This window comes from Bifidobacterium sp. LH_491 (assembly GCF_056356495.1).
The window spans coordinates 702347-715194 of record NZ_JBKEUI010000001.1 but is presented as its reverse complement, the minus strand read 5'-3'; the positions used below and the strand labels follow the sequence as shown (position 1 = coordinate 715194).

General features: G+C 57.6%; 11 protein-coding genes and 1 tRNA gene. 1 reads left to right on the top strand and 11 read right to left on the bottom strand.

Annotated features, from left to right (window positions below; translation table 11 throughout):
• Positions 1 to 51: 51 nt before the first annotated feature.
• The gene (gene brnQ / locus AC1AWK_RS02520; RefSeq protein WP_476567847.1) at positions 52 to 1446 is read left to right on the top strand and encodes a branched-chain amino acid transport system II carrier protein; all 1395 of its coding nucleotides are present in this window, start codon (positions 52 to 54) and stop codon (positions 1444 to 1446) included.
• Positions 1447 to 1601: 155 nt separating this feature from the next.
• On the opposite strand, the gene AC1AWK_RS02515 is transcribed toward brnQ, so the two are convergent.
• From AC1AWK_RS02515 to pflA, 11 genes are all read right to left on the bottom strand, one after another.
• Positions 1602 to 2294 carry an SDR family oxidoreductase gene (locus AC1AWK_RS02515; protein ID WP_476567845.1) on the bottom strand — a complete coding sequence of 231 codons (693 nt, stop codon included), beginning with the start codon at positions 2292 to 2294 and terminating at the stop codon, positions 1602 to 1604.
• 183 nt (positions 2295 to 2477) lie between these two features.
• Complete coding sequence (locus tag AC1AWK_RS02510) at positions 2478 to 3767, bottom strand: uracil-xanthine permease family protein (RefSeq protein ID WP_476567843.1); 1290 nt, start codon at positions 3765 to 3767, stop codon at positions 2478 to 2480.
• A 261-nt stretch (positions 3768 to 4028) separates the two neighbouring features.
• Positions 4029 to 4102 (bottom strand) — tRNA-Arg (locus AC1AWK_RS02505).
• Positions 4103 to 4197: 95 nt separating this feature from the next.
• Positions 4198 to 5505, bottom strand: coding sequence for an ATP-dependent Clp protease ATP-binding subunit ClpX (clpX, locus tag AC1AWK_RS02500; RefSeq protein ID WP_476567841.1), 1308 nt, complete (start codon positions 5503 to 5505; stop codon positions 4198 to 4200).
• A 158-nt stretch (positions 5506 to 5663) separates the two neighbouring features.
• The gene (locus AC1AWK_RS02495; protein ID WP_476567839.1) at positions 5664 to 6335 is read right to left on the bottom strand and encodes an ATP-dependent Clp protease proteolytic subunit; all 672 of its coding nucleotides are present in this window, start codon (positions 6333 to 6335) and stop codon (positions 5664 to 5666) included.
• 1 nt (position 6336) lies between these two features.
• Positions 6337 to 6957 carry an ATP-dependent Clp protease proteolytic subunit gene (locus AC1AWK_RS02490; protein ID WP_476567838.1) on the bottom strand — a complete coding sequence of 207 codons (621 nt, stop codon included), beginning with the start codon at positions 6955 to 6957 and terminating at the stop codon, positions 6337 to 6339.
• Between the two features lie 39 nt (positions 6958 to 6996).
• A complete protein-coding gene (locus tag AC1AWK_RS02485; protein WP_476567836.1) occupies positions 6997 to 8352 on the bottom strand; it encodes a chloride channel protein in 1356 nt (451 codons plus the stop codon).
• A gap of 129 nt (positions 8353 to 8481) precedes the next feature.
• Positions 8482 to 9852 carry a trigger factor gene (gene tig, locus AC1AWK_RS02480; protein ID WP_476567834.1) on the bottom strand — a complete coding sequence of 457 codons (1371 nt, stop codon included), beginning with the start codon at positions 9850 to 9852 and terminating at the stop codon, positions 8482 to 8484.
• A 53-nt stretch (positions 9853 to 9905) separates the two neighbouring features.
• Positions 9906 to 11198, bottom strand: a complete 1293-nt coding sequence (locus AC1AWK_RS02475) for an HRDC domain-containing protein (protein WP_476569551.1) — start codon at positions 11196 to 11198, stop codon at positions 9906 to 9908.
• Positions 11182 to 11817, bottom strand: coding sequence for a DUF3000 family protein (locus AC1AWK_RS02470; RefSeq protein WP_476567833.1), 636 nt, complete (start codon positions 11815 to 11817; stop codon positions 11182 to 11184). Before AC1AWK_RS02470 ends, AC1AWK_RS02475 begins: the two co-directional genes overlap by 17 nt.
• Before the next feature lie 88 nt (positions 11818 to 11905).
• Entirely contained in the window at positions 11906 to 12787 is an 882-nt protein-coding gene (gene pflA, locus AC1AWK_RS02465) for a pyruvate formate-lyase-activating protein (RefSeq protein ID WP_476567832.1), read from the bottom strand.
• Between the last annotated feature and the right edge of the window lie 61 nt (positions 12788 to 12848).

Genomic DNA, 12848 nt, shown 5'->3' with positions numbered 1-12848 from the left:
TATGTTGACATTGATTTCGATGAATCCGTCCGCATGCCCTATCGTAAAGCAATGCACACAACACCAACATCAACCAAAACCACACCCTCGTCGAACGGGCGGCGGCTCTCGCCGCGCCACCGCATGATGCTGGCCATTACGTTCTTCTCCATGTTCTTCGGAGCCAGCAATCTTATTTTTCCGCCATTCATCGGCGCCCAAGCGGGAGGCTTGAGCATTCCCGCCATGATTGGCTTCATTGTCTCCGCCGTAGGCCTGCCCATCCTAGGTGTCTTGGCCGTGTCCTTCGCCGGCGGTTTCGAGCATCTTGCCGACCGTATCTCCCCAACCTTCGCTAGAGTGCTCTCCCTACTTATCATGCTCACTATCGGCCCTTGCTTCGCTATCCCACGTACCGCTAGCACTTCCTATGAAATGGCGGTGGCCCCATTTGCCGGCTCGCTGCCCACGTGGCTGACGCAGCTACTGTACTCAGCGGTATTCTTCGCACTGGCCTTCATACTCGCCCAACACCCAGAAAAACTTTCCAAAGCATTCGGCAAGATCATGGGCCCGTTGCTGGTAGCGCTGATCGTCGTATTGTTCATCGCATGCTTGGTTATTCTTCCCAGCTCGTTCAGCGCTCCGATGGGGAACTACGAGCACGGCCAAATCGCCCAGGGATTCCTTGATGGCTACCAGACCATGGATCTGCTGGCCGCCCTGTACTTCGGCATCGTCATTTCCGCCAATGCTCGCACCATGGGCATCGACAACGAACATGCCGTACGTTGGGAAACCGCACTGGCAGGCATAGGCACCGGCATACTGCTCACGGTTGTCTACGCCGCGCTGGCCTTTGTCGGTATGGTATCCGGCACCATGGTCTCCATCGACCCGGCCAACGACACCGGTGCCACTGTGCTGACCAACCTCACCTCACGCGCGTTCGGCCTTCCCGGCACCGCACTGTTGGGTCTGGTGTTCGTCGTAGCTTGCTTCAACGTCTGCACCGGCTTGTTATGCACCTGCAGCACGTACTTCCACAATATGATGCCGAGCGTTGCCGGAATGCGCATGAGCTACCGACGTTGGACCGCCGTGATGGCGCTGTTCAGTTTCATGATATCGAATGCCGGCCTGTCCACTATCATCACCGTCTCTGTGCCGGTGCTTGTGGCGCTCTATCCGGTGGCCATCGTCCTGGTGGTACTGTCCTTAGTGCATCGTCCGCTCACGTCGCATGCACCGCGCATCTACGTATGGACAATTGGCTTAGTCGGCGCATTCGGCGTCATCGGTCTGATCGACACCATCACCCAGACTTTCGGCTGGACGATGCCATATCTGCATGACGCGTTGGCTGGAGTGCCCGGACAATCCATGCAAATCGCCTGGATGATTCCCGCCGCCATCGGCATTGTGTGCGGTATTATCGATTCCGCCCTGCGTCGGACCAAAGCCTGACGAACATACACCTATCGATGCGAGCGGGGCGGCATGTGACTCATGCCGCCCCGCTCGCATAGGAACACCGACCACCAATCGATATCGACAGCCAGCCAGCACCGCCCTTCATACAATCAATCAGCAGTCCAGATCATCAATCATGCCGACGGCAATCATTGATAATTACGTTCGATCAGCATATCCGACACCGTCAGATTCGCCGGCGACAATATCGCGTTGGCAATCACCGTCGCCAACTCATCGGGATCCATGAAGGTACGCTGCTTTTCTGACGACACATAGTCGCGGCTATCGCGATAAAACGCCGTATCGATGCCTCCGGGATACACACCCACCACTTTGACCGTGCTGCCTTTGTATGCCGCCTTGAGACTTTCCGTATATCCCTTCTCGCCCCATTTCGCGGCACAATATACCGATTCATGCGCATTGCCCCGCGTGGCCGCGGTACTCATCACGTTCACAATCTTCAGACGCTCCTCGCCTGTAGCCCGCAAAGTTGCCACGCTCCACAGCATCATACCTTTAAGGCCTTTGAGGCAACGATCCATATCCGCGCCCACATATTCGGTCGGCACTTTGAACGAGGGCTGCCCGGCGTTGTTCACCAACACATCGACATGACCCCGCATCTCAATGTCACGCATGGAGGCTTGCACAAATGCTTCGTCGGACACATCACCTACATAGGGTACATATAAACTCCCCAACACAGCCTCGGCGTCGCGCTGCGCATCGGCATCCATATCGATACCGCACACGGTCCAGCCTCTCTCCACCATCACCTGTGCCAGCGCACGTCCCAGCCCCCGCGCACTGCCCGTAATCACGGCCAATCCATCCATACTTCTCTCCTTACCATAGGCATAATTTATCCGAGCCCATCATACGCCGCCATGTTCCAGCATCCGCCATTCCGGCATGGGCAGCATCACCACAAAAAGCGCCGCCCCACAACAGTGGAACGGCGCTCCTATTCTTGCAGCGCACGCGACAGCCGCGCACCGCAATGGTCGCTCAGGGAGGGCTTACCTCACATCCGGATCGTCACGGTCGATGGTGCCAGTGAGCTTGCCGATGGCCTTCAAGCCGTGGTAGACCACCAAAATCACCACCGTGCCGATGGCGATGCCATTGAACTGCACATCGCCAATCGCGAACGCGAAGTTGGCGATGCCGATAATCATCACAATGGCCGCGACCATCACATTCACCGGCTTGTCGAAGTTCACTTTGTTCTCCACCCAAATGCGCACGCCGATCATACCAATCATGCCGTAGAGCAAGGTGGTAACGCCACCGAGCACACCCGTGGGAATGGTATTGATGATCGCACCGAACTTCGGGCACAGGCTCAAAATCAAGGCGAATCCGGCAGCGCACCAATAAGCCGCGGTCGAATACACCTTGGTGGAGGCCATCACTCCGATGTTCTCACCATATGTGGTGGTCCCCGAACCACCACCAAGACCAGCCAGCGCCGTACCCACACCGTCGGCCAGCAATGCCGTGCCCATCTGGGAGTCATAATCACGACCGGTCATCTGTGCCACGGACTTGACATGCCCAACGTTCTCGGCGACCAACACCAATACGACGGGAATGAACATGGGCAGAATCGAGAAATCCACCTGTGGCGTGTGGAATTGCGGCAAGCCGAACCATGCGGCCTGATCCACCGCGGCAAAATCCACCTGCCCACGGATGCACGCGTAAATATAGCCGATGATGACGCCGATAAGAATGTTCAAGCGTCCCAGCAATCCCTTAAACAGCACCGCCACCAACAGCACCGCCACCAGCGTAACGATGGCGGTATCAGGTGCCGCCTGGAAATTGGTCCACACATTCGGCGCCAAATTGAAACCGATAATGGCCACAATGCCGCCGTTGATCACCGGCGGCATGACCACATCGATCCACTTCGAGCCTGCGAAGTGTACCAGCACGCCAACCAGCGCCAACAGCACGCCAGTCACTAGAATGCCGAAACTGGCCACCGCAATACCCTTATGAGCGGTGGTCACTGCCGTAATCGGCGCGATGAAACCGAATGACGACCCCAAGTAGCTCGGCAGCACATTACGATTGATGAGCAAGAACAACGCCGTGGACAGCGCGGTGAAGAACAGTGTGGTGGACGGATCGAAGCCCGTCAGAATCGGCACCAGGAACGTGGCACCGAACATGGCGATGACATGCTGCGCACCGATACCGGCGGTACGTCCCCACGTCAAACGTTCATCCGGCTCGACCACTTCGCCGGGTTGCAAGGTTTTGCCGTCACCGTGAATTTTCCACGTGAACAGATTGCTCATGGTATCTCCTTATGTCACTCTCCGTGCGCGCTTACGATAATCGGCCATTGTATATTGTATGCCGTGTCGCTGTACGCCAACTGGCTATTGTAATCCGAATCACGCCAATGGCGCTGCCGCAACACTATTGCCAAGCATGTGCGCCAGACCCACTCCTAGTGCCACATGCATTACGAGACCCACACCCCATGGCAGCACCTCTCATAAGAGCGCAAATATTGGAAAACCCCTCGGAAGCATGTGCAACCGAGGGGTTTATCGTGCGCGAGACAGGATTCGAACCTGCGACCTGCTGATCCGTAGTCAGCTGCTCTAATCCGCTGGGCTACTCGCGCAAGCTGCCTTGCGGCAACTCGAATAAGATACCTCTCTGCGGCGACAGGCTCAACGCCGGCGTGTCGGCATCATATGCCATGACGCTACGGGCATGTTACGCCCTTGCGCGTCGATGGTCGAATTGCGCATCATCGTCCATAATGATATGCGGCGCGCAGTCACCATCGACTGCGTTCTTATCCACCACCACGCGGCTTACTCCTTGCATGCTGGGAACGCGGAACATGACATCCTCCAACGTACGCTCGATAATCGTACGTAGTCCGCGCGCCCCTGTGCCACGCTGTACCGTCAAAGCGGCAATACGACGTATGGCCTCGTCGGTAAACTCCAAATCCACGCCGTCTGCGGCAAGCAGCTTACGATACTGCTTGGTCAGCGCATGCTCGGGCTCAACCAGCACTGCAGCCAAGTCATCCTCATCAAGCTCATGCAGCACGCTTACCACCGGCAATCGCCCCACAAATTCGGGCAGCATGCCGAACTCTTCCAAATCATCAGGCGTCATCTGCTCCAACAGCGCGTCCGCATCCCACTCACGTTTACGCCAAGATGCTCCGAATCCACTTTCATGCGCCCCCAAACGCCGTTCCACGATGTCACGCAAGCCCACGAACGCACCACCACAAATAAACAACACGCCTCGCGTATCCATATTGACCATATCTTGGTCACGGTGCTTGCGCGTGCCTTCCAACGGCACCGATGCAATGGTACCCTCCACAATCTTCAACAACGCCTGTTGCACGCCTTCGCCACTGACATCACGCGTAATGGACGTGTTTTCCGCCGATTTTCTGGCGATTTTATCTATCTCATCAATATACACAATGCCATGCTGGGCACGCTCCACATCCCCATCCGCCGCTTGCAGCAGTCGCTGCAGCACCGTCTCCACATCGTCGCCCACGTATCCCGCCTCGGTAAGCGTCGTGGCATCGGTAATCACGAACGGAACCCGAAGCATTGACGCCAATGTCTGCGCCAAATGAGTCTTGCCCACGCCAGTAGGGCCCACCAATAAAATATTGGATTTCAGCACCTTCACTGTGCGTAAATCATCCTGAACATCGCCATCCTGACGCTGATCCATCTCGCGCGACTCCATGGCTACCCGTTTGTAATGGTTGTACACCGCGACCGACAAGCTTCGCTTGGCTTCATGCTGGCCCACCACATGACGGTCCAGATATGCGGCGATATCCGCCGGTTTAGGTACACGCAATATCTGTTCCTCATGCTGGCCGCGTCGCTCCTCCGCAATGATATCCACACATAACGCAACACATTCGTCGCAAATCGCAGCTCCCGGCCCTGCCACAATACGTCGCACCTGACGTTCGGTTTTCCCGCAGAATGCACACCGTTGCACGTCCTCGTTGTAACTCACCACTCGTCCCATGGTGACTCCTCGCTTTCTGCGTCATCGATGCGAGCCATGACGACGTCCATGCCAACAACAACGTCCCTGATGAAGATTACCGCATTGCGGCTCCATCAGGGACGAACAACACTGCCTTATCCGACCATGGTTCACAAAGTGACACCATCTCAGGCCTATCAGGAGCGGCGCTCCAACACTTCATCGACCATGCCGTATTCCTTGGCCTGCGGTGCGGTGAGAATCGTATCCACTTCGATATCCTTGCGAATACGCTCCACGTCCTGGCCCGTATGCTTGGCAAGCGTATGTTCCAACCATTCACGCAGACGCAGCATTTCCTTGGCCTGCAACTCAATCTCTGTCGCTTTGCCGAAATCCTGCCCCATAGCGGGCTGGTGAATGAGCACACGCGCATTGGGCAGCATCAAACGCTTGCCCGGCGCGCCGGCAGCCAGCAGAATCGCCGCCGCGGAAGCAGCCTGCCCGAGGCACACGGTCTGCACATCAGGCTTGATGTATTGCATCGTGTCGTAAATCGCCGTCATGGCGGTCATCGAACCACCAGGAGAATTGATGTACATCATGACGTCACGGTTGGGATCTTGACTCTCCAATACCAGCAACTGCGCCATGATGTCATCTGCTGAGGTGTCGTCCACCTGCACACCCATGAAGATGATACGGTCTTCAAACAGACGAGTATACGGATCTTGGCGTTTCAAACCATACGGTGTTTTTTCCTCGAACTGCGGCACCACGTAACGGCTGCTCGGCATCACACCGGACATTGCTCGTGCACCGGACAAACGCTGCGCGCGCGCTACAAACTGTGCTTCCTCAGATGCCATGTCACTCCCCTTGGTTGGCGCTCATCGTCCCCGGTGTGGTGACGATCCTATCGACGAAACCATATTCCAACGCCTGCTGCGCGGTGAACCAATGGTCATATTCGTTGTCACGGTAGATTTCCTCCACCGTATGTCCTGTCTGCTGGGCGGTAAGCTCGGACAGCGTTTTCTTCATATCCATAATGAGCTCGGCATTGATGCGCACATCCGTGGCGGTGCCGCCAACGCCACCCGAAGGCTGGTGCATGAGCACACGCGCATGAGACGTGAGGAACCGTTTACCCGGAGTACCTGAACTCAGCAGAAACTGTCCCATTGACGCACACATACCGATGCCTACCGTCGCCACATCCGGTTCAATCAGCTGCATGGTATCGTAAATCGCCATCCCGGCAGTAATCGAACCGCCCGGCGAGTTGATGTACAGCCAAATATCCTTATGCGGATCTTCCGCCGCCAGCATCAGCATCTGGGCACAAATGCGATTGGCCATGTCATCGCGCACTTCCTCGCCCATCCAAATGATGCGGTCCTTGAGCAGACGATGGAAAATAGGATCCGCCACCATGCCGGGCGCCGATTCATCCGACATCATGGGCAGGGTCGCCATGGGAATGCTCACCTTTGCTCTCCTTCGATTCAACAACAGATGGTTTCGAGCCTACCGTCCCGATTCGACCGAAACGCTCATATTTTGCTTATTGCGTATACCTCGCTGCCGGTCTTGGCGACACAGCAACACCGCCACGCACGACGACACGCCCACCGCGAGCGCCACCGGCAGCACCATGGACAACGGAGCGTCGCACAGTTCCAGCACCAAACACATCGCCATCAGCGGCGCACGCTGGGATGCCGCCAGCAACGCACACGCCCCCAACAACGCACACGCGCCAATTGTCATGCCGTCATGCGGCAGCACATGCCACCACACCACCGCCATGGCCGCGCCCAGCGATGAGCCCATGGCGATGGCCGGTGTCAACACGCCTCCAGAACCGCCGGCACGAATTGTCATAATTGTCACCAAGCCCTTGGCCACGCATGCAACCAGCAACAGCGCGGCCACGTCCCAAACAGCACCGGCGGAAAATCCCCACTGAGCCGTAGCCCTGCCGTTGCCCATCACTTGTGGCAGTCCTATAGCCACCACGCCGGTGACCACTCCCGCCAGCGGCAACTGCCACAGGAGTGCGGTTCCCTTGGCCGCGTGCTTCGCCGCCCAAGACGAACCGGCACGAAACCACGTGCCGACCATGCCCATCACCACACCAGCTATGACGGCAAACACCACCAGCCACGCCGAATAAGCATCCGGTAACGCGGCAATGGCATAGAACGCATGACGCCCTTTCACGAGTGTCGCTACCCATGCAGCCAATGCCGAACACCATAATCCCATGGCCACCACCGGCAAGGATGCCGACATCAACAACAGTTCGACGGTGAAACACACGCCGGCCAACGGCGCGTCATACACACCCGCCAAACCGGCACCGGCGGCAACCGCCACCATCATACGAGACTGCGCGGCATCACAACGAAGCCACGCTGCCGCACGCTGACCTATCAACGCACCAAGCTCACGTGGAGCCACCTCTCGTCCGATCGACATACCAGAACCAACGATGAGAATCTGCAATGCCACATGCACCACCGTCTGCCACCATGGCATCCGTTCGCCGCGCACCGCAGCGGACACCGACGGAACCTTGCATGTACGTGTGCGCAGCAACCACCATATCACGGCCGCCACCAGACTGGCCACTGTCACCGACAGCGCCCTGCGCCACGGTTCCACCGACATGGGGCCGGGCTCCTGCACACTTTCCATGAATCCCATGGCCACATATTCGACGCCATACAGCATCAAGGTGAGCAAACCGCATACTACCCCGACAACGACACCCACGATTGACAACACCAGCGCATAACGATACCAATACGTAACGGTTTGCTGATGCTGTCCATCATCTCTCTCGGCAGATGCATTACCTATCGTATGCTTCTCGTGCATGTCGCCTCATTCCCCTACACGTCATCTCACCACGGCCCGATGCGCCCGGATACGCATGTGGGCTGGAACCATACTGATTCCAGCCCACATGCCATCAATCGCCGATTGCATCAATCAACTGATACAACCTTACTCGGCGTCATCCGCCTTGCTCAGCTCGTCGGCAACAGCGGCGGCAGCCGAAGCGGCTTCCACAGCTTGCGATTCTTCGCTCTGCTCGTCCTCACCCAAGAAGGCGCTCAAATCCAACGGCTCGCCGTCGCACACGAACTTCACCGCGCGCATACCGGCCAACAGACCCTTGGAACGGCCGACTTCCTGCACGGCGGAACCCAGCTGCCCATTGCGCACGATGGCGCTGATGAACGCGGAGGGATCCATGCCATACTGCTGGGCGATGGACGCCAGGAAGTTGGTGACATCAGCCTGGGAAACCTGCACGTCCATGGTTTCGGCGAGCACGTCGAGCACCATCTGATCGCGTAGTTCCTTCTCCACCGCCTGCTCGGCTTCGGACTTCTGCTCCTTGGTGGCCTTTTCCGGATCGGGAGTCATGCCCTTGAGGTGCTCGGCAACCATATCGGCCTTGACCCCCTTGGGAACCGCAATCTCCGCATCTTCCTGCAGCTTGGCGATGAAAGCATCACGCGCCTCGGTGGCCTGACGACCCTGGGCATCGTTCTCGCATGCCTTGCGGATATCCGCCTTGAGCTCGTCCAACGTATCGAACTCGGAGGCTTCCTGCGCAAAGTCATCATTCAGCTCCGGCAGCTCCTCGGCCTTCACCGAGTTCACCTTCACCTTAATTGTGGCCTTCTGGCCTTCGTGCTCGCCGGCTTCCAGCGTGCCTTCGAAGGTGGTTTCCTCGCCGGCGGACAGGCCTTCCAAGGCCTCATCCAAACCGTCCAGCATGGTGCCCGACCCCAGTTCGTAGCTCACGCCTTCCTGCGAGTCGACGGATTCGCCATCAATCTGGGCGTCCAAATCGATGTTGGCGAAGTCTCCCTTGGCAGCGGGGCGATCCACGCCGACCAAGGTGCCGAAACGCTGACGCAGGGTCTCGAGACGACGCTCGACATCCTCATCGCTGACCTCAGGCTTGGCGACCTCGATGGTCATGCCGGCAATCTTCGGCAGCTTGATTTCCGGACGGCGCTCCACCGTGGCAACGAACTTCAACTTCGTCTCGTCGGAAGCCGACTGCGGCACTTCCTGCACGTCGAGCTCGGGCTGGCCCATAGGACGGATCTTCTTCTCTTCCAAAGCCTTGGAATACAGCTCCGGCACGCCGTTGTTCACGGCCTCGCCGGCGACGGCCGCAAAGCCGATACGCTGGTCGATGATCTTACCGGGCACATGTCCCTTACGGAAGCCGGGGACGGTGACCTGCTTGCCGATCTCCTTGCGGGCGGCGTCCAGATACGGGTCGAACTCCTCGGAATCGACGGTGATGGTGAGCTTCACCTTAGTGGGCTCAAGGTTCCTGACGCTGATTTTCACGCTTGCGCTCCTGAACTATAGCTAGTCTACTAACTCTGCCGTTACGGCAACCGTTACATAATAGCGCGAGTTACGGACGCGGCAAGCAACTTGACCTGCCACGCGCGAGCCCCCTGCTCCAGCAGGAATTCCTCCACGTCCACGCGAGCAGGGTGTTCCTGCCAACATAGATTACGAAGATACCGGCTTTTTATCAGTACGTCAGCCGGTGTCGACGTATCTTGGGCAATCTGATTGATCACCCGTTTTACCGCCTGCAAACGTTCATAGCGCTCCGGATACGATTGCCGCCACAATGCCATGGACCTTGGAGCATTGATCGTGGGTTCAAACGGCACGCTTGGTACGCTCGGACACTGCTCGTCAGGCAATGCCAACGCACGTTGGATCGCCTGCTTCCACACCGTCGACTTGATTGACCGTTGAATCGGCGCATACCGCGCGAACATCTTGTCGCGACCATCACCCAACGATATGCGCACGCGTTCGTTGAGCGAACGAATCGCGCGAAATTCACGGATGTTATGCGGCTTACGTTTCGCCGCTTCAAGAATTGCCGCATCGCTTAACAACAACGTAGGCTCGATGTCATGCTCACGCGCCAACGCGTCACGCTGCATCCACAATTCACGGGCCACCGCCAACGCACGGCGGTCGTGATGCAATTCGTTGATATGTGACAAATGCACCCACGGATCGCTATGGCGCACCTTCGGCGTCAATCCCTTGCGCAGCACATGCGCAAATTCCTCGCGCGCCCAGTCCTCCTTGCCTTGGCGACGCAGCTCACGCGCCATACGCTCACGAAGATCGAGCAACAATTCCACATCCAGGGCCGCATAGTTACGCCAATCCCTCGGCAACGGCCGATACGACCAATCCGCCGCCGAATGTTCCTTCGCCAGCGCCAGTCCTAATACATGCTCCGTGACGGACGACAATCCAACTCGCGGCAATCCCAACAGGCGAGCCGCCACCATGGTGTCGAACAAGGATTGAGGAATCAGATCCAATTGTACGTAACCGGGCAAATCCTGCGTCGCATCATGCGCCACCCATTGCGCATCGGACACGGCCTCGGCGAACGGGCGCATCGTCATCCCCATCGCACGCAGTGCCACCGGATCAATGAGCGCGATACCCGCCCCCTCGCGCTTGAACTGCACCAACCAGTCATCATGTCCATACCGAAAGCCGCTGGCACGCTCGGCATCGGCCGCCAACGGTCCACTCGCCGCAGCAAAGCGTTCGCAACACTGTATGAATTCCTCGGGTGCATCGATGACCTCAGGAACGCCTCCGCGAGGCTCCCTGCATAGCCGAGGCTCGTCATTCACCGGGCATATCCTCCTCGTCCGCCGACAATGACCGAACGAACCGCGCCCATGCATTCACCCAAGCAGCGGCGTTCGTCGTACCGCCCGCAACGGTAGGCGCACTCCACGACACCCGTAATTCACACGCCGTGCGCGATGGCGCTTCCAACTCGCCACACGCCGTATCTTTGATCAAACTTACCGTGCCACCCAACTTCTCGACCCCACACGGTTCGACATAACGCTGCATCGCTGCCCAATAGTATTCGCGCAATACATCATCAGGATCTTCGCAGTCAAGCAAAGCGCGTGCATACGCGACGCATCTCCATAGCGATCCGTTCTGATTCAGCGAATATAACAGCGCGATCCAGCCTTGCGCATCACAACCACGAGCATACGCATATCCATGAGCCCCATCGTGTTCACCGGACGTCTGCAGCGCCACCGCAATCGCATAACGTGCGGAGCACAGGTGCAACGGAACTTCCCGATACATCAGCCCCGGTACGCGAGACATGGCGCGCAGCTGCTCCACCGCATCCCACACACCATCAGGCACACCTTCGGGGCGGGATCGCCTCCGACGCCCCCGCGACGGATCATCGCGACCCATTCCTTCCGGAAAACTCAACACTTCAGCGTGCATATTTCTATAATACCGCTATTTTTGTCAATATTTGGATTTTACCCACCCTGATATCGCACAGCCATGCACGGCACCCTGTCCGATCGTTTTAATACACCACGAATCCGTGGTCTTCGAACTGCTTGGACACCCGGGCCTTCAATGCCGCCGACGGGCCTTTCTGGTCCTCCAGCGGGTACGGAATGCGCATCTCATGCCACTTGGGTCGTCCAAGCTGATGAAAACCCAACACATCGATATGCTCCACCGAATCGCCGAACTCCTCGCAAATGCGAGCGACACGCTCTACATTCTCCTCCGAATCGGTCAAACCTGGCACTAGTACAAAACGAATCCACATCTTCTTGCCACGCGCCGCCAGGCGCTTGCCGAATGCTATGGTCGGTGCCAATGTGCCACCGGTCACCTCCCGATACGTATCCTCGTCACCCGACTTGACATCCAACAGACATAAATCAATATCATCAATCATCTCGTCGGTATAGTTCTTCCCCAAGAAACCGGAAGTATCCAAGCACGTGTGCACTCCTATCTCTTTGGCAGCACGGAAAACCCTAGACACGAACGCGGGCTGCATCATCGATTCGCCGCCCGAGAAGGTAATCCCGCCGCCCGTAGCCTTGAACAGATCGGCATAGCGAGATACCTTGGCGATCATCGCATCCAAATACACCGGCTGTCCATCGCGCATCTTCCACGTATCGGGATTCTGGCAATACTGGCACCGCAATGGGCAACCACTCATGAACACCGTCATACGAGTGCCCGGACCATCCACCGACGTATTAATGTCCCAGGAATGTACAAAACCGATATCGCCGGTTTTCAACGCCGCGATACGGTCACGACGGTCAAGCCCCACTGGAGATTCAAACCCGGACAGGCCTCCCATCAACGTTTGGCTGGTGTACTCCTGCGACGCCTTCAGCATATGCCGCGTCGTGGTGCGAAATGAAGTGCCCTGCGCCATGAGATACTCCTTTGTCTGGTGTGCTAGCCAATATGCCCACTGTAACAGCCGGGGCGAGCTG